The sequence below is a fragment of the Eudoraea algarum genome (genome assembly GCF_050589645.1).
Lineage (GTDB): Bacteria > Bacteroidota > Bacteroidia > Flavobacteriales > Flavobacteriaceae > JBNGOQ01.
Window position 1 is genome coordinate 821,886 of record NZ_JBNGOQ010000001.1, and the last position, 19,349, is coordinate 841,234.

13 protein-coding genes and 1 tRNA gene are annotated in these 19,349 nt (G+C 46.6%); 11 read left to right on the plus strand and 3 right to left on the minus strand.

Annotated features, from left to right (window positions below; translation table 11 throughout):
* The first annotated feature begins 32 nt into the window (after positions 1-32).
* Entirely contained in the window at positions 33-1,262 is a 1,230-nt protein-coding gene (locus ACRD67_RS03855; RefSeq protein WP_430965719.1) for a metallophosphoesterase, read from the plus strand.
* 91 nt (positions 1,263-1,353) lie between these two features.
* Complete coding sequence (locus tag ACRD67_RS03860; protein ID WP_430965720.1) at positions 1,354-1,650, plus strand: thioredoxin family protein; 297 nt, start codon at positions 1,354-1,356, stop codon at positions 1,648-1,650.
* A 54-nt stretch (positions 1,651-1,704) separates the two neighbouring features.
* Here ACRD67_RS03860 and ACRD67_RS03865 read toward each other — a convergent pair whose 3' ends face one another.
* On the minus strand, positions 1,705-5,028 hold the full coding sequence (locus tag ACRD67_RS03865; protein WP_430965721.1) for a glycosyltransferase family 117 protein: 3,324 nt from the start codon (positions 5,026-5,028) through the stop codon (positions 1,705-1,707).
* A 148-nt stretch (positions 5,029-5,176) separates the two neighbouring features.
* Between ACRD67_RS03865 and ACRD67_RS03870 the strand changes: the two genes are divergently transcribed.
* A tRNA-Gln gene (locus ACRD67_RS03870) sits at positions 5,177-5,248 on the plus strand.
* Between the two features lie 49 nt (positions 5,249-5,297).
* Here the strand turns inward: ACRD67_RS03870 and ACRD67_RS03875 are convergent.
* A complete protein-coding gene (locus tag ACRD67_RS03875) occupies positions 5,298-6,629 on the minus strand; it encodes a cation:proton antiporter domain-containing protein (protein WP_430965722.1) in 1,332 nt (443 codons plus the stop codon).
* 213 nt (positions 6,630-6,842) lie between these two features.
* Here ACRD67_RS03875 and rimP point away from each other — a divergent pair, with 213 nt between their 5' ends.
* The 3 genes from rimP to infB are packed head-to-tail and all read left to right on the plus strand — an operon-like array spanning position 6,843 to position 11,272.
* A complete protein-coding gene (gene rimP, locus ACRD67_RS03880; protein ID WP_430966181.1) occupies positions 6,843-7,304 on the plus strand; it encodes a ribosome assembly cofactor RimP in 462 nt (153 codons plus the stop codon).
* Positions 7,305-7,317: 13 nt separating this feature from the next.
* Positions 7,318-8,550, plus strand: coding sequence for a transcription termination factor NusA (gene nusA / locus ACRD67_RS03885; protein WP_430965723.1), 1,233 nt, complete (start codon positions 7,318-7,320; stop codon positions 8,548-8,550).
* A 43-nt stretch (positions 8,551-8,593) separates the two neighbouring features.
* The gene (gene infB / locus ACRD67_RS03890; RefSeq protein ID WP_430965724.1) at positions 8,594-11,272 is read left to right on the plus strand and encodes a translation initiation factor IF-2; all 2,679 of its coding nucleotides are present in this window, start codon (positions 8,594-8,596) and stop codon (positions 11,270-11,272) included.
* Positions 11,273-11,328: 56 nt separating this feature from the next.
* On the opposite strand, the gene ACRD67_RS03895 is transcribed toward infB, so the two are convergent.
* Positions 11,329-11,718, minus strand: a complete 390-nt coding sequence (locus tag ACRD67_RS03895) for an SPOR domain-containing protein (protein ID WP_430965725.1) — start codon at positions 11,716-11,718, stop codon at positions 11,329-11,331.
* A gap of 234 nt (positions 11,719-11,952) precedes the next feature.
* Here ACRD67_RS03895 and ACRD67_RS03900 point away from each other — a divergent pair, with 234 nt between their 5' ends.
* Genes ACRD67_RS03900 through ACRD67_RS03920 form a run of 5 tightly spaced genes read left to right on the plus strand, consistent with a single transcriptional unit; the run spans position 11,953 to position 19,347 of the window.
* The gene (locus ACRD67_RS03900; RefSeq protein WP_430965726.1) at positions 11,953-13,335 is read left to right on the plus strand and encodes a c-type cytochrome; all 1,383 of its coding nucleotides are present in this window, start codon (positions 11,953-11,955) and stop codon (positions 13,333-13,335) included.
* Positions 13,336-13,369: 34 nt separating this feature from the next.
* Complete coding sequence (locus tag ACRD67_RS03905; RefSeq protein WP_430965727.1) at positions 13,370-16,492, plus strand: TAT-variant-translocated molybdopterin oxidoreductase; 3,123 nt, start codon at positions 13,370-13,372, stop codon at positions 16,490-16,492.
* Positions 16,493-16,524: 32 nt separating this feature from the next.
* Complete coding sequence (gene nrfD, locus ACRD67_RS03910) at positions 16,525-18,252, plus strand: NrfD/PsrC family molybdoenzyme membrane anchor subunit (protein WP_430965728.1); 1,728 nt, start codon at positions 16,525-16,527, stop codon at positions 18,250-18,252.
* Between the two features lies 1 nt (position 18,253).
* Positions 18,254-18,784: a DUF3341 domain-containing protein gene (locus ACRD67_RS03915; protein ID WP_430965729.1), complete on the plus strand. Its 531-nt coding sequence runs from the start codon at positions 18,254-18,256 to the stop codon at positions 18,782-18,784.
* Between the two features lie 2 nt (positions 18,785-18,786).
* Complete coding sequence (locus ACRD67_RS03920; RefSeq protein ID WP_430965730.1) at positions 18,787-19,347, plus strand: c-type cytochrome; 561 nt, start codon at positions 18,787-18,789, stop codon at positions 19,345-19,347.
* Positions 19,348-19,349: the final 2 nt, after the last annotated feature.

A 19,349-nucleotide genomic window follows, 5' to 3' on the forward strand; every position in this document is an offset into this window, starting at 1 on the left:
GCCTAAAGAAATATATTTGTAAAAAAGCTACTATGTTGCGTTGGATCGTATTTATTATTTTTTATCTGGTATTGGGGTTCTACTCCCTGCAAGCACTTAAAACGGCATCCAGATACCCCTGGGTGTATTATCTCTATATGGTCGTGTCCTTGCTGGTATTGGGGAACTTTATCTATCAGTTCACCTGGGGAGCGGAGGCCGGAAGGGTGTTGAGTCGCCCCAAAAGCTATGCCTTTGGTTTTTTAATGGCCATGCTGGTGTTTAAGATCATCACCATTATATTTCTCTTTTCCGAGGATATTTTTAGATTGGTCACCGGTGTCTATCAGAAGTTTTTTGGAACCACCCAGGAATTTACGATTCCTACACGTCGTCGTTTTCTGAGCGTGGTGGCCCTGGGAATTGCGGCCCTGCCATTTAGTGCACTGTTATATGGGATGTACAAGGGAAAATACAATTTTAAGGTATTAAAGTACCAGCTGGAGTTTGATGACCTGCCCGATGCCTTTGATGGGTATCAGATTACCCAAATTTCCGATGTGCACAGCGGTAGCTTTGACAATAGGGCCAAGATCGAATACGCCATAGATTTGGTGAACGAACAGCAAAGCGATGTTATCTTCTTTACTGGGGATATGGTGAACAACAAGACAGAGGAGATGCACCCTTGGAAGGGTATTTTTTCCAAGCTAGAGGCCAAGGACGGCAAATATTCCATTTTGGGCAATCATGATTATGGCGATTATGTGCAATGGGAGACCGAGGCGCTTAAGCGACAGAATTTGGAGGACCTCAAAGCTTTGCAGAAAGAAATTGGGTTTGATCTGCTTTTGAACGAGAGTCGCTACCTAGAGCGCGGTGAGGACCGGCTGGCCCTAATTGGGGTGGAAAATTGGGGCAAGGGCGGTTTTAAGAAAGCAGGAGATCTCAGGAAAGCATCCTCCGCTATTTCCAAGGACGATTTTAAAATATTGCTAAGCCATGACCCCTCACATTGGGAGGAAGAGGTCATCCAAGATGAATACCATTATCATTTAACGTTGAGCGGTCATACCCACGGCATGCAGTTCGGAATAGAAATCCCGGGCTTGATAAAGTGGAGTCCGGTAAAATGGCGCTATAAGTACTGGGCCGGAATTTATAAGGAATTAGGCCAATACATCAACGTAAACCGCGGCTTTGGTTTTATCGGTTATCCGGGCAGGGTAGGTATTTGGCCAGAGATTACCGTAATTACCCTAAAAAAGAAATCCTTAACGTGAATTTAACCTTAAGAAAGACCACAAAACGGGGGCTATTCGTAGTATTTTAACAATTTTTCTTACTTTTGGGCAATAACCCAATGTTTTACATATGTCTAAATTCGGTGAACTTATAGATTTAAAGATTCCTGTGCTATTGGACTTTTACGCGGAGTGGAATGAACAGTCCACCTCCATGCATCCGGTACTTAGGGATGTGGCGGCCGCTTTGGGAGATAAGGGCAAGGTCATTAAAATTGATGTGGACAAGAACAAGGAGCTGTCCCAAGCACTAAGAATCAAGGGGCTTCCTACCCTTATGATTTATAAAAAAGGAGAAATGGTATGGCGGCAGAGCGGGGAACAGGACGCCAATACCCTTATAGGAATACTCAACGAATACGTTTAGCGATTGAGCTAGTACAAAAAAAGCCGGGCATTTTGTCCGGCTTTTTTTTTGCTGTTAATTAACGGTACTGTCCGTGCTTGTACCTGAGCTTGTTGTGTCGATCTCTACCGAATCCAAAAGGTCTGGATCTTCGGGAGCGGGGACTTCCTGCAGAAAATCGGAACCGCCGCCTACAAAATGGTCGAATTTGTCGATATACTCATTAAAGATCAGGGTCTCTTTTTCCGCCATCTCCTGGGTATCGTTTTCGATCAGCGTATCAATGTTCCGGCGATATCCCTCCATATCGGCAATGATATTGTCAATATGTTCATATTGCTCGTCCAGGGGAATCCCCGCATAGTATTCCAAACGCTCCTGATATTTCTTTTTCAGGCGTTGAAACAAGTCTCGGGCCTTGTTGGTTTCCCCCACCTTATAGTAGCCGTCCAAGAAGGGTTCCACAAAAGTGTAGAAACCAAAATAGTCCAAAGGCATCTGCTCCATGGCGATATCGATAATATCCCTGGCTTTATCAATTTTTTCCTCATTGATCAGGGTTTCCACCAAGCGGGCCAGATTTCCCCTAAAGGAAAGTCCCTGGGAACGCGTTTGCGGGTCGTGATAGATTTCAGTACTACCCGAATTGCCCCAATCCCAGTTCTTTACAATATCGTACATCAGGTCTGCATCAATACGGCCCATTTCAAAGGCACTTCTGTTCTTGGTCTTTATGGGCACCAGTTTATAGGCCAGCCCATCCAATTGCAGGTAATCCTTCATCCAAATGTATTCCGCGTTGTCAAAACTGCCGCCAGAAAAATAAATAGGGCGTTTCCAATCGTTATTGGCAATAATGTCCAGCATAAGAATCCTGTTCTTGGTCAACACACTTTGTGGTAGGTCCAGGTCAATGTAATCCAGGATCAAGGCACTGTCCTTTTCCTTGACAAGCCCGCTTTCCAGGACATTCTTTTTGTTTACCGGAATACGGATCTTATGGGTAGGATAGAAGACAATGTTCAGGTTACTATCGGAATATTCACTTAAATCGGCCCCTTGTTTTTGCAACAGGTACTTAAACTTGGTCTGGGGCTTATCGCTGCCCACCCAATTCATGAAATCCTTGATGTTCCATCGACTATCGGTTATACCTTGGTGGTAGATCACATCGCGAGATCCCCAACGATATGCCTCATGGGTCAGTTGCGAGGGTATGGGAGGACTCTCGTATGCCTGCCGCTTCATTTGATCAATATACCAATCCGTTGCAAAAAGGCTGGTGTTGACCACCCGTACATCGGTGCGGTACCCTTCTATTTCCTGGGCGTACCATAGCGGAAAGGTGTCATTGTCCCCAATGGTAAAGATGATGGCCCCGGCATCTTCCTGACAGGAATCCAGATAGGCCTTGGCCGTGGACCGTGCCGTGAAGCGATTAGATCGGTCGTGGTCGTCCCAGTTCTGATAGGCCATGACCCCTGGGACCGTAAACAGGCAGAGGAGGGTGACCAGTGGTGCCAATACTTTCGGATTCATCAGTTTACGGAATTCATCGAATAGCGCATAAACGCCCAAACCGATCCATAGGGCAAATATATAGAAGGATCCTACCAGGGAATAGTCCCGTTCCCTAGGCTGAAAAATGGAGGGGTTGGTATAGAACTGAATGGCCAGTCCGGTGAACATAAAGAACACGAACAATACCCAAAATTGCTTGGGGTTCTTACTGATCTGAAAGACCAGCCCTATAATACCCAGCAGGAGCGGTAAAAAGAAATACGTGTTCCGTCCTTTGTTGTTCAAATCATCGCTGGGGAGGTTGTCTTGGCTGCCCAAACGCTGACTATCCACAAAATTGATTCCGCTGAGCCAATTTCCGTTGTTGTCATAGCGGCCCTGCAGATCATTTTGTTTCCCGACAAAGTTCCACATAAAATATCGCCAGTACATATAGCCGAATTGAAATTCGAACATGTATTTAACGTTGTCCCAAACCGATGGGGGCTGTACCTCTATATATTCGTTGAACTGTCGCAGAAAGCCAATGTACTGTTCCTCGTCTATTTCGCCATTGGCGTATCCCGTTTTTAGTTGGTTCACCGCCTTTCTGAGTTCCGCATTGGATTCACGCATCTTAAAATCCAAGGGACCAAAGTAGCGCATATAATTTTCGGCATTCTGATCGCTCCACATACGGGGCAATAGGCCCACATGTTTTTTATTGGGTCCTTGGAGTGCATCCTCATAGTCGTTTACAATAATGTATTTCCCTAGGGCCCTGTCTTTCTCGTATTTGGGTTTTTCATCGATCTCATCGCCGGCCGGGGCAAAGAGATCGGAGTAATAGGCCCCGTAAATAGGGCTGTCCACTCCGGGATACTGTTCCCTATTGTAATACGCCAAAAGGGATCGTGCGTCCGAGGGGTTGTTCTCATTGATCACCACATTGGCATTGGCACGTATGGGGAGCATTAACCAAGATGAAAATCCAAGAAACAGGAACATGGTGCACAGCACAATGGTGTTGGCCTTCCTATAGTTGTTTTTGCGGGTATAACGCAGGCCGTAATAGAAGGCTCCTGCAAAAAGGAGTCCCATGATAAGGGTCCCGGAATTAAAGGGCAATCCTATGCTATTAATAAAAAAGACTTCGCTCCATCCGAACAACTTCAAGACATAGGTAAGCGAAAATTTATAGACCACCATTAAAATGACGACCACGATAATGTTGGCGAGCAAGAAGTTCTTAACGGTGGTGGTCCGGTATTTTTTAAAGTAGTACAGAAGCCCTATGGACGGAATGGCCAAAAAGCCCATAAACTGTATTCCAAAGGTGAGCCCCACCACAAAGGAAATCAGCACCAACCAGCGGTTGCCCCTTGGGTCATCCAAATCATCGGTCCATTTAAGTCCCAACCAAAGCAACAGCGCCATAATAAAACTGGCCATGGCATATACTTCGGTTTCTACCGCGTTGAACCAAAAACTATCGGAATACGCAAAGGCCAAACTTCCTACAAGGCCACTTCCCAAAACAGCAATGGCCCTACTATTGGTAAAGGCATGCCCTTTTTGGATCAATTTTCTGACCAGATTGGTGATGGTCCAGAACATAAAGAGAACGGTAAAGGCACTGGATACGCCCGATACATAGTTCACCATAAGGGCCACCTGTTGGTCATCCAGGGCAAACATGGAGAAGAAAGCCCCGATCATTTGTAATAGTGGTGCTCCGGGAGGATGCCCTACCTGTAATTTTGCTGCCGTGGTAATGTATTCCCCTGCATCCCAGAAACTACTTGTAGGTTCAACCGTAATTCCGTAAGTGATAAGGGCGATTAAAAAAACGGCCCACCCCAGCATGGTGTTCCATTTCTCGAAGTTCTTTGAAAACATGCGGTCTGTAGTTTATCCGATGGGCGAATTTACTAATTAAAATAGAATGGGAATGCTCTTTTGGCAAAACCTTTAGGTTTAAAATATTTAGATTAAGTATTGGTGCAAACAAAACTTTATTATAAATTTGCAGGCTCTTAAGCGGTATTGGCCTATGGTGTAATTGGCAACACAGCTGGTTTTGGTCCAGTCGTTCTAGGTTCGAGTCCTAGTAGGCCAACAAAAAAGTTTAAGTTTTAATCCCGGTTCCTTCAAGGGGCCGGGATTTTTTATTCCCGCTCGCCTGGTTCGTCTGTCCCCAATTCATCAGGTCCCTGCTTTTCTTCCAAATCCAAGGGAATGGGTTCCGAGATCTCTGGCTCATAGGCTTTGTGCAGTGCATCAAATTCTTCGTCCACCTCGTCCAACAAGGTTTTCATTTTCTTTTTGTCCCGGATCATGCCCCAGGTCATGATAAGACTGGTGGCGATAATCACAAAAAGCAATATGCCTGGTTCAAAAGTAGCTACCTGGGCCTCTTGGGGAATGGCATAGAACAAAAGAACGGTGATAAGGCCCCTGGGTGCTATGAACAATTGGGGAAAGATGTCACTGCCGATAAACGTCCGCAGCACTGCGAAGCGTATGGCATAGATCGAAAGGATGATCAACAGACTTATCAAGGCCACACTAATGCTCCATAGGGAGGCAATGGCAATGGTCAGCCCAAAAATCACAAAGAAAAAGGTCCGTACCACAAAAGCGGTTTCCAAAGTTACAATGTGAAGCTCGTGATAAATTTGTTCGGCCTTTTTGGTATCGAGAAAAACGGACAACTTTCCGGCAAAAAACAATTTCATGTTGGCGATGACCAATCCGAAAATAAGGATGATCAGTAGGGAGGAGAGATGCAGTTGTTTACCTATGGCGTAGAGCAAAAGGAGTACGGCGATCAATAGAAACAGCTTGGCCTGACTCTTGATTTTCTGAAAAATGAGGATTATGGCATAACTGGCGATCAGCGATATCACAATGGTGAGCAAAATGTTCCCGGCAAAAATCCCGATGCCCCCACTTTCTGACGGATTTAGTCTCCCCACCAGGAAATAAAACATCATAATGCCCATGATATCCGAGAAGGTGCTTTCATAGATGTGAAATTCCTTTTTGTGGTCTGCCAATCCGCTTACGCTCGGAATAATGATGGCGCTGGAAAGAATGGATAAGGGCGTGGCATATAACCAGGCCGAGTGCATGCTCATATCGGGGATGAATTGGTATAGGACCAAGGCCGCCACCCAGGCAGAGGCCAATAGTCCAATGAGCGCTATGGCCATGGATTTTAGGATGGGCACCATTTTTTCGCGCTTCAATTCCAGTTCCAGCGCAGCTTCCAGCACAATCATTATCAATCCCACAATGCCCAGGACTTCCAAGGCGGGAAAGAAGTTTACCTGCTCTGAGGTAAAGTACTTTAGAAAAAATTGCAGGATTACCCCCAAAATAATAAGTAACAGTACCGACGGAATATTGGTCCTTTTGGAGATACCGTTGAAAAGGAAGGACAATATAAGGATTACGGAAGCCTCGATAATGAGGTTATAGGATGAGAAGATTTCCATGGGTTTGGTTATAAACGGTTATTGTTCGCTCGGATTAAAAATACGGTTAAATCACGGACTTTCGTCAAGGCGTCGGTTGTAATAGTCAACAATGATTTAAACATCTTGTAATGATTATTGGGAAAACCAAAAAAGTTGTATATTTGCAGCACTGAAAGGATATACGTATTCATGAGGGGACAATTTAGTCCCCTCTTTTATTACTTACAAATGATGTTGCAGGAGAAGGTAACCACACTTTTAGAGGAGGCCCTTGGGAAAAACGAGACACTTTTTCTGATCGATTTTTCCATTTCGCCAGACAATAAGATCAAAATTACCTTGGATGGTGATGAGGGCGTAAGTCTGCAGGATTGTATGGATATCAGTAGGGCCATAGAACATAATTTGGACCGGGAGGAAGAGGATTTTGCCTTGGAAGTGGCATCCGCAGGAGCCACAACGCCCTTGACCATGGCACGGCAGTATAGAAAGAATATCGGCAGGAAATTGGAGGTACGGACCTTGAGCGAAAGTATTGAGGGCGAATTAACAGCAGCCGAAGACGATAGCATTACCCTGGAATGGAAGGCCAGGGAGCCCAAACCCATCGGTAAGGGCAAGGTAACCGTACGGAAAAAGCAGGAAATTGCACTTTCCGATATTCAAGAAGCAAAAGTTGTATTAAAATTTTAATTGTAGATCAAAAATGGAAAATATTGCGTTAATCGAGTCCTTCTCGGAATTTAAGGATGATAAATTCATAGATAGGGTAACGCTTATGGCGATTTTGGAAGATGTGTTTAGGAACGCCCTAAAGAAGAAATTCGGTTCGGACGATAACTTTGATATTATCATCAACCCGGACAAAGGCGATTTGGAGATATGGAGGAACCGGGTCGTTGTGGAAGATGGGGAAGTGGAAGATCCCCTGGAAGAGATTTCGCTCTCCGAGGCGCGCAAGATCGAACCCGATTTTGAAGTAGGAGAGGACGTTTCCGAAGAGGTGAAGCTTATCGATTTGGGAAGAAGGGCCATCCTGGCGCTTCGCCAAAACCTGATTTCGAAAATACACGAGCACGACAATACTACCATTTACAAACAGTTCAAGGATCTGGAAGGAGAGATTTATACGGCAGAGGTACACCACATACGTCACAAGGCCATTATCTTATTGGATGATGAGGGCAACGAGATCATCTTGCCCAAGGACAAGCAGATTCCCTCGGATTTCTTTCGAAAAGGAGACAATGTTCGGGGTATCGTTGAAAGCGTGGAACTCAAGGGGAACAAACCTACCATCATTATGTCTAGAACCTCTCCGACCTTCTTGGAACAATTGTTCTTCCAGGAAATCCCCGAGGTGTTCGATGGACTTATCACCATTAAAAAAGCGGTACGCATTCCCGGGGAGAAGGCCAAGGTGGCCGTGGACTCCTATGATGACAGGATAGATCCCGTAGGTGCTTGTGTAGGGATGAAGGGATCGCGTATCCACGGTATCGTTAGGGAACTGGGCAATGAAAATATAGACGTGATCAACTGGACCAACAACCCACAGTTGTTGGTTACCCGTGCCTTAAGTCCGGCCAGGGTATCCACGGTAAAATTGAACGATGAGAAGATGACGGCCCAGGTGTACCTTAGACCAGAGGAAGTATCCAAGGCCATTGGTAGGGGCGGTCATAATATCCGATTGGCAGGACAACTAACCGGTTATGAGATCGATGTGTTCCGAGAAGGCGTTGAAGAAGATGTGGAACTGACGGAGTTTTCTGATGAAATCGAAGGTTGGATCATTGATGAACTTAAGAAAATAGGCATGGATACTGCACGAAGTGTCCTGGAACAAGATGTGAATGATTTGGTAAAACGTACCGATTTGGAAGAGGAGACAATTTTGGAAGTTGTGCGTATACTAAAAGAAGAGTTTGAAGATTAAGCTATATATTAGCGACAAATTATAAGAATAGGAATAATTATTTATGGCAGAAAGTGCAACGATAAGGCTTAACAAAGTTCTAAGGGAACTGAATATTTCATTGGATCGAGCGGTGGATTTCCTCTCGTCCAAAGGACATGACGTGGAGGCCAGACCTACCACGAAAATTTCCAATGAAGTATATCAGGTGCTTTTGGATGAGTTCCAGACGGATATGAGCAAGAAAGTTGCATCCAAGGAAGTAGGGGAAGAAAAGCGCAAGGAGAAGGAAGCCATACGATTACAACTGGAGCAGGAGCAAGAAGAGAAAAGGCTGGCCAGGGAGAAACGCTCGGCCTCCGAGCAGGTCGTTAAGGCCAAAGTGGAGCTTTCCGGGCCCAAGACCGTTGGCAAGATAGAGCTGGATACCAAAAAGAAGGCACCCGCCAAAGTGGAGAAGCCCGCAGTTGAGGAGGTAAAAGCCCCTGAGCCCAAAACAACAAAGGAAACACCGAAAACTGAAGAAAAACCGGCAGCGGAAACGAAACCAGCAGCAACAGAAGAGGCAAAACCCGAGTCGATCACGACACAGTACAAAAAACTTTCTGGGCCAAAAATAATGGGTGATAAAATCGACCTTACCAAGTTCGAAAAGCCCAAGAAAAAGAAAGAACCCGCAAAGGAAACCCCTAAGGAGGATGCTTCTTCCGACAGACGGAAACGAAGAAAGCGAATTATCAGCAAAGGAAATGGCAACGGTCCAAATGGCGGTGCCAGGGGTAAAGATGGCGCCAGGAAAGGGGCCGGACAACGTTTTGCTTCTGTTTCCAAGGTAGAACCTACCGAGGAAGAAGTACAAAAGCAGGTACGGGAGACCCTGGAGAAACTACAGGGGAAATCCAAAAAAGGCAAAGGAGCCAAATACCGACGGGATAAAAGAGACCAGCATAGGCAACAGACCGAAAAGGATCTGGAACAACAAGAGTTGGACAGCAAAATCCTTAAGGTGACCGAATTTGTGACGGTAAACGAGGTGGCAACCATGATGGATGTTTCCACGACCGAGATTATTTCGGCCTGTATGTCGTTGGGCATCATGATGACCATGAACCAACGTTTGGATGCGGAGACGCTTTCCATCGTGGCCGATGAGTTTGGCTATGAAGTAGAATTCGTGACCGCGGATATCGAAGAATCCATTCTCGAAGAGGAGGATGCACCCGAAGACCTGAAACCAAGAGCACCCATCGTAACTGTAATGGGACACGTAGACCACGGAAAAACCTCCCTGCTCGATTATATCCGAAAGGAGAACGTAATAGCAGGGGAGAGCGGTGGAATAACCCAACATATAGGGGCCTATGGCGTAAGCCTGGAAGGCGGACAAAAGATTACCTTTTTGGACACCCCTGGTCACGAAGCCTTTACGGCCATGCGTGCACGGGGAGCCCAGGTAACCGATATTGCCATAATCGTGGTCGCGGCCGATGATGATATTATGCCCCAGACCAAGGAGGCTATTAGCCATGCGCAGGCAGCGGGTGTGCCCATTGTCTTTGCCATCAACAAAATAGATAGGCCCACGGCCAATCCGGATAAGATTAAGGAAGGCCTGGCGGCCATGAACCTTTTGGTAGAGGACTGGGGCGGTAAAATACAATCGCACGACATCTCTGCCAAAACCGGGGACGGTATCAATGAACTCCTAGAAAAAGTGTTATTGGAGGCCGAACTGCTGGAGTTAAAGGCAAATCCGGATAAATTGGCCTCCGGAACCGTGGTTGAAGCGTTCCTGGACAAGGGAAGGGGCTATGTGTCTACCATCTTGGTACAGGCAGGAACACTCGGGATCGGGGATTACGTGCTGGCAGGTACCTGTAGTGGTAAGGTGAAAGCCATGCAGGATGAACGTGGAAAAAATGTAGAATCCGTTGGACCCTCAACACCTATTTCCATTTTGGGATTGGACGGTGCCCCGCAAGCGGGAGATAAGTTCAACATACTGGAAGACGAAAGGGAAGCAAAACAAATTGCTGCCAAACGAGGGCAATTGCAGCGCGAGCAGACCGTAAGGACGCAGCGCCATATTACCCTTGATGAAATTGGCAGGCGAATTGCCCTGGGAGATTTCAAGGAACTGAACATTATCTTGAAGGGTGATGTTGACGGATCTGTTGAAGCCTTGACGGATTCCTTCCAAAAGCTGTCTACCGATGAGATCCAAGTGAACATCATACACAAGGCGGTAGGCGCCATTACGGAATCGGATGTCTTATTGGCCTCGGCTTCGGACGCCATCATTATCGGATTTAATGTAAGGCCCATGGGCAATGCCCGAGCCATTGCGGAAAAAGAGGAAATCGATGTACGTATGTATTCCATCATTTACGACGCGATCAATGACCTTAAAGATGCCATGGAAGGTATGTTGTCTCCTGAAATGAAGGAAGAAATTACCGGAACGGCAGAAATACGTGAGACCTTTAAGATTTCAAAAGTGGGTACGATCGCCGGATGTATGGTAACCAGTGGCAAGATATTCAGAAATTCTGGCATCAGGCTCATTAGGGACGGCGTGGTCATCAATACCGGCGAACTATCGTCCTTAAAACGTTTCAAGGATGATGTTAAGGAAGTTGCCAAAGGGTATGATTGTGGTCTGCAGATCAAAAACTACAATGATATCAAAGAAGGTGATATTGTAGAGGCCTTCCAGGAAATTGCCGTTAAGAAGAAACTTTAATGCAAGGACGGGGATATTTTTTGTCCCGTAAAACAAAACGAAAAAACAAAAAAGACCTATTTGGTCTTTTTTGTTTTTTTGGTCTTTTTTTCAGGTTTTAGGAGCATGGCACTGGGATATTTTTGCCGCACTTCTATAAGCTTGCGTTCGCCCTCCAGTTTGGTAGTAAATCGTCCTACACGTACCCGATAACTGGGCGACTCAAATTTAATTTGGGAGTACCATCCGGGGAAGTCGGTCTCCACTTTCGATTTTATATTTTGGGCCTCGTCATAGGCGCCAAAAAAAACTTGTATCTGATAAAAATCCGAACTTTTGTTGGCCGACTTATAAAGTCTTAACAAATCCGTAATTTTCTCATCTTGCTCAATGGTTATAGAACCTTCCTGGGCCAGGGCAAAAGAAGATAAACCTATAAAAAAGAGTAAAGTGACAGCTCGTTTCATATGCTTTATAATTTTGATCTTAGCGCTTGTAACAAAGGTAAATTTTTAAGCTTCACGCCAAAGATTTTTTCATTATTTAGAATTAGTATAAATTATAAATTATAAATCCCTTAACATTTCCAAAATAAAGTCTATGTCGTATTTTTGCCTTCAATTTGAGCGGCGATATTTTAAGCTTTACCACCCTTAATACAGTAAATATCGTGCCAAGATTTCGATAGAAATATTTTAAATATGAAACAGGTTCCATACCGCAATCGAATTTCTAAAATTTTAGGTACCAGCGTACTAGCTTTTCTACTCTTTTCAACTTTTCTTCATGCACAGGATGATGCAGCCGCCCAGGAAACGGGTACTGCAACTGCGGAAACCGCTGAGGCTTCCGGCGGGGATGTCGCTAAGGGAAAATCCCTGTTTAATCAGAATTGTGCGGCCTGTCATTCACTAAACCGTAAAATGACGGGGCCAGCGCTTGCCAATGTGGAATCTAGGCTTGCTGCAGATGAGGGATTGGATCGCGAATGGCTGTATACCTGGATAAAGAACAGTCCGGGAATGATCAAAGCGGGCGATGCCTATGCCGTCAAGATTTATGCGGAATACAACCAAGCGGCCATGACCGCTTTCCCTACCTTGAGCAATACGGACATTGATGATATTTTGGCCTATACCGCCGCACCACCACCTGTGCCTGTGGCTGCTACGGCCACGGCTGCAACGGATGCTGCCGGAGGCGGAGGGGTCTCGGGCATTTCCAATGAGATCATTCTTGGCGCCTTGGCACTTGTCTTTATGCTTCTGGTCATGATGCTGATTTTGGTGAACAGGACCTTGCGCAGGATTGCAGAGGCCAACGGGGTGCTGTTGGAAAAGGACAAAGCGGAAAAAGGGCTCCCGATATGGAAGGCTTTTGCCAAGAACCAATTCCTGGTTTTGGTAACGGCGATCTTTCTTTTATTGGCCAGTGGCTACTTTGCTTACGGATGGATGATGCAACTCGGTATTGATCAGGGATATGCTCCTATTCAGCCCATCCACTATTCCCATAAAATACACGCTGGCGACAACCAGATAGAATGTAAATATTGCCACTCTTCGGCACGGGTATCCAAACATTCGGGCATACCTTCCCTGAACGTCTGTATGAACTGTCACAAGTCCATTTACGAATATACCGGAAACGCCGAAGGACCCAGTCCGGAGGACCTGGCCAATGGATATACCAATGAGTTCTATACGGGCGAAATCAAAAAATTATATCAGGCTGTAGGCTGGGATGAGGAGAACCAAAAGTATACCGGTGATACCCAACCTGTTGAATGGGTGCGTATCCATAATCTACCTGATTTTGCCTACTTTAACCATTCACAGCATGTTACGGTAGCTGGAATCGAGTGCCAGACCTGTCACGGGCCGGTAGAGGAAATGGAAATTATGTACCAATATGCACCTTTGACCATGGGTTGGTGTGTAAATTGCCACAGGGAAACCAATGTGGACGTGGCCGGAAACGAGTACTACGCAAAAATACACGAGGAACTTTCCAAGAAGTACGGAGTAGACCAACTCACGGCGGCGCAGATGGGCGGATTGGAATGTGGCAAGTGTCACTATTAATAAAATTATTAGAAGCTAATTACAGATATATCGTATGGCATCAAACAAAAAATATTGGAAGAGTGAAGCGGAGTTAAACCCTAACGATTCCATTGTTGAGACGCTAAGACAAAATGAGTTTGTCGAGGAGATTCCGGTAGACGAATTCCTGGGCAATAAGGATACCTTATCCGCAACCTCCACCAACCGAAGGGATTTTCTAAAGTACGTTGGATTCAGTACGGCTGCCGCCTCTTTGGCTGCCTGCGAGGGGCCGGTGAAAAAGTCCATTCCCTATGTGGTTCAGCCAGAGCGTATCGTTCCCGGGGTGGCCAATTACTACGCTACCACCATAGCCAATGGCTTCGATTTTGCCAGTATCCTGGTAAAGACCCGCGAAGGTAGACCCATTAAGATCGAAAACAATACGGATGCAAAAGTGGGTGGCAGTGCCAATGCAAGGGTACAGGCCTCCGTTCTTTCCTTATATGATAGTACCAGGTTACAAGGTCCCTTGTTGAATGGGGAAGCTGTAGAGTGGGACGCTTTGGACAATGCGGTACAAGGAAGGTTGAACCTCCTCAAGGGGTCTGGAAAACAGATTGCCCTATTGACCCAGACCTATGCAAGTCCGTCTACCTCACGGTTGATCGCCGAGTTCAAGGAGGCGTACGGGAACGTGAACCACGTTACCTACGATGCCATTTCCGAAGATGCAGCCCTCAATGCTTTTGAGGCAAAATACAACGAAAGGGCCCTGGCCGATTACCATCTGGAGAAAGCTGAGGTAATCGTTTCCTTTAGTGCCGACTTCCTGGCCGATTGGCAAGGGGGCGGATATGACAAAGGATATGCCAAAGGACGGGTGCCCCACGAGGGAAAAATGTCCAGGCACATTCAGTTCGAATCCAATATGTCCCTCACCGGGGCCAATGCGGATAAACGGGTGCCCTTGACACCAACACAGCAAAAAATAGCACTTGCCAAACTCTATGGCAAGTTGAACAACAGTAATGTAAGCGGTGATTTGCCCGAAAATGTGGAAATGGCCTTGGAAAGTGCTGCGGCCGAAATCCGTAAAGCGGGCAACAAAGCAGTAGTACTTACAGGCTTGGACGATGAAAACGCACAGACCGCTGTACTCGCCATTAATGAACTCTTGGGCAGTTTGGCCATGGATGTGGAAGCACCCAGATATACAAGAGCGGGAGATACCAAGGCAGTGAACCAATTGATCGCCGATATGAAGGCCGGTCGGGTAGGAGCGCTGATCATGGACGGGGTAAACCCCGCGTATACCCTTCCGAATGCGGCAGACTTTGCAGAGGGAATCGGTAAAGTGGACCTATCCGTAGCCTTTACCTTCAACACCAACGAAACTTCGGAGCTTGCCCAATTTGCGGCGGCCTCCTCACATTATTTGGAATCTTGGGGTGATGCCCAGATTAAAAAGGGCCACTATAGCCTAACGCAACCCACCATCAAGGAATTGGTCGATACCAGACAGTTCCAAAGCGCCCTGTTGAAGTGGATGGGGAACGATAAGACGTATTACGATTATATACAGGAAACTTGGAATACCTTCGTACTCAATGGGGCCGACTGGAACCAAGCCTTGCACGACGGGGTGTTCAGTGCTGCCGTCGCCGAGGAATCTGAAGTGCCTGCCCAGACGGCAGATGCTGATGATGCAGGCGAAGGGACCGAGGCAACTATAGCGCCCATAGCTTCTGCCATTAACAGTTTGGCAAATGCCAGTAGTGGCGGAATGGAGCTTGTCCTGTATTCCAAAGTGGGCATGGGCGATGGCCAGCAGGCTAGCAACCCTTGGCTCCAGGAATTCCCCGATCCCATTACCCGGGTGTCCTGGGACAACTACGTTACAGTGTCCAAGGCTGATGCCGCAACACTTAACCTTGTCAATGAGAATGTGGCCAATGGCGGATTGGATGGCAGCTACGTAAAACTGACCGTAAACGGGGTTAGCGTGGACAAAGTTCCCGTTATCATACAGCCCGGACAAGCGCCGGGTACCGTGGGACTTTCCTTTGGATATGGCAAAAAAGTAGGGATGAAGCAGGAAATGCAAACCGGTGTTAACGCCTTTGCATTGTACCAAAACTTCTCCAATATACAGTCGGTAAGCCTTGAGCAATCGTCCGGTATGCACGAGTTTGCCTGCGTACAGTTGCACAAGACCCTAATGGGAAGGGGCGATATCATCAAGGAGACCACCTTGGAGATCTTCAACACCAAAGATGCACACGACTGGAACAAGGTTCCGGAAGTTTCGCTGAACCACCAGGAAGTACCGGCTACCTCCGTAGACCTTTGGGACAGCTTTGATCGCTCTATAGGGCATCACTTTAATATGTCCATCGACCTTAATGCCTGTACCGGTTGTGGGGCCTGTGTCATTGCATGTCATGCGGAGAACAACGTTCCTGTTGTTGGCAAGGAAGAGGTAAGACGATCTAGGGATATGCACTGGTTACGTATAGATAGGTACTATTCCTCGGAAGATACTTTTGAGAGCGATAATGCCAAAAAAGATGCATTTGACGGCCTTTCAGGGGATAAAGGTTCCCTGGGCGGTTTTGGACAGTTGGAAGATCCCGCGCTAAATCCGCAGGTGGCCTTCCAGCCGGTAATGTGCCAGCACTGTAACCATGCACCCTGTGAAACGGTTTGTCCGGTTGCGGCTACATCGCATGGACGCCAGGGCCAGAACCAGATGGCGTACAACAGATGTGTGGGTACCAGATATTGTGCCAACAACTGTCCGTACAAAGTACGTCGTTTCAATTGGTTCCTGTACAGCGACAATGACGAGTTCGATTACAATATGAACAACAACTTGGGCAAAATGGTCATCAATCCAGATGTAAACGTACGCTCCAGGGGGGTCATGGAAAAATGTTCTATGTGTATTCAAAAAACGCAAAAGACCATTTTGGATGCCAAAAGGGAAGGGCGCACCATCAAGGACGGTGAATTCCAAACGGCCTGTTCCAGTGCCTGTGGTACCGGGGCCATTGTATTCGGAGATGTAAATGACCACGAAAGCGAGGTTGCCCATTTAAAAGAAAATGACCGTATGTACCATTTATTGGAGAGCGTAGGAACAAGACCAAACGTGTTCTACCATGTAAAAGTGAGAAATACGGACGAAGCATAATCAATAGTTAAAGTAAATCATAATAGAAATCTATGGCGTCGCATTACGAAGCACCTATACGAAAACCACTAGTACTTGGAGACAAAGGCTACCACGATGTAACCGTGGATATTGCAGCTCCGGTCGAAGGGCGGGCCAATAAACAATGGTGGATCGTGTTCACCATTGCGTTTGTTGCATTCCTTTGGGGTGTTGGTTGTATCATCTATACCATTTCCACCGGTATCGGTACCTGGGGATTGAACAAAACTGTAGGCTGGGCCTGGGACATCACCAACTTTGTTTGGTGGGTAGGTATTGGTCATGCGGGAACCTTGATTTCGGCGGTACTCTTATTGTTCAGACAGAAATGGAGAATGGCCATTAACCGCTCTGCGGAGGCCATGACCATCTTCTCTGTAATACAGGCCGGATTATTTCCGATCATTCACATGGGACGTCCATGGTTGGGGTATTGGGTACTGCCCATCCCAAACCAATTTGGTTCTTTATGGGTAAACTTTAACTCGCCCCTGCTTTGGGACGTATTTGCGATATCGACCTATCTATCGGTATCCTTGGTTTTCTGGTGGACAGGGCTGTTGCCCGATTTTGCCATGATCAGGGACCGTGCCGTAAAACCCTTCCAAAAGAAAATTTATAGTTTGGTAAGTTTTGGATGGAGTGGCCGTGCCAAGGACTGGCAGCGGTTTGAGGAAGTTTCATTGGTATTGGCCGGATTGGCAACACCACTGGTACTTTCCGTACATACCATTGTATCCTTTGACTTTGCCACCTCGGTAATCCCAGGATGGCACACCACCATCTTCCCACCGTACTTTGTTGCGGGGGCCATCTTTTCAGGGTTTGCCATGGTAAATACCCTCTTGATCATTGCGAGAAAGGTATGCCATTTGGAGGCCTACATTACCGTACAGCATATAGAGCTCATGAACATCGTGATTATGATCACCGGTTCCATTGTGGGCTGTGCCTATATCACCGAGCTATTTATGGCTTGGTACTCAGGAGTGGAGTACGAACAGTACGCCTTCCTGAACAGGGCAACGGGACCTTACTGGTGGGCCTACTGGGCCATGATGACCTGTAATGTGTTCTCCCCACAGTTTATGTGGTTCAAGAAACTAAGGACCAGTATCGTGTTCTCTTTCTTGATCTCCATTGTGGTGAACATAGGAATGTGGTTCGAGCGTTTTGTGATCATCGTAACCTCCTTGCACCGCGATTACCTTCCTTCTTCCTGGACCATGTTCTCGCCCACCTTTGTGGATATCGGGATATTTATCGGTACCATAGGATTCTTCTTTACCCTCTTTTTGCTTTACGCAAGGACCTTCCCGATCATTGCCCAGGCAGAAGTGAAGTCCATTTTAAAGTCTTCCGGGGAACGCTATAAGAAATTAAGGGAAGCGGGTAAACCCTTGTATCAGATCAACAAGACCACAGCGCCGGTGAACACGGTTGTAGAGGATGCTCCGGCACCATCGGCCGATACGGACGCACAGGTTTCCACTTTGCTGGATACCCTGGGCACCTTTGACCCCGGTACGGATACGGCAGATGATCTTAAGAGAGTAAAGGGCATAGGCCCCTTGATGGAAAAAACATTGAACGGTATAGGCATATTTACCTTTGCCCAAGTGGGTCGTATGACCGCCAAGGAATACGATCTGTTGGATTCTATTACGGGCTCCTTCCCGGGAAGGGCGCAGCGTGACGATTGGGCAGGGCAAGCTAGGACATTAAATAATAACGAATAATATGGCATCTAAAGTAATACAGGCATTTTATAATGATGATGATGTGCTGATGCATGCGGTCAAGAAGGTGAAGGCGGCCAAGCACCATATTGAAGAGGTCTACTGTCCCTTTCCGGTACACGGTCTGGACAAGGCCATGGGGTTGGCTCCTACCAGGATCGCCATCACTTCCTTCATGTATGGGTGTTTGGGACTTATCGTGGCCATCGTGATGATGAATTATATCATGATCAGCGATTGGCCCCAGGATATCGGCGGAAAACCAAGCTTTACGTATTTGCAGAATATGCCGGCATTTGTTCCGATCATGTTTGAGCTAACGGTGTTCTTCGCGGCCCACTTAATGGTAATCACCTTTTACTTGAGAAGCAAACTGTGGCCTTTTAAGAAAGCCGAAAATCCGGATGTAAGAACCACTGACGATCATTTTATCATGGAAATCGAAGTGCACGGCAATGAGGCGGCCCTAAAGGAACTGTTGCAGGATACCGGTGCCGTGGAAATAAATATTTCAGAAAAAAGCAGTCATTGAATATGAACAATTTTAGCAAAATAGGACTTGTGTTGGGGTTGATCCTTTGCGTTGCCGCCTGTGCGGACAAGAACAGCCCAAATTATCAGTTCATGCCCAATATGTACGAGCCTGTAGGGTACGAGACATATCAAAAAGTAGACTTCCTTCCTGAACATATGGAAGCCCGTCTACCCGCGGAAAATACCATTCCACGAGGTTGGATGCCCTATGATTTTGATAACACCCCTGAAGGCAGGGAGCTGGCCAAATTGGATCTGAGTCCCCTGGATTCCCTGCAAACCGAGGTGAATCTGGCCGAAGGCAAGGAGCTTTACAATATTTACTGTGCCATATGTCATGGAAACAACGGAGACGGCAAAGGCCGCTTGGTAGACCGTGAGAAGATCTTGGGCGTGCCCAGTTATGACGATGTTGCCCGTAACATTTCTGTTGGTGGTACCTATCATACCATCTATTACGGATTAAATTCCATGGGTTCCTATGCGGTCCAATTGAATCACAAAGAGCGTTGGCAAGTTGCGGAGTACGTTATGAAATTGAAACAAGACTTAACAAAATAATA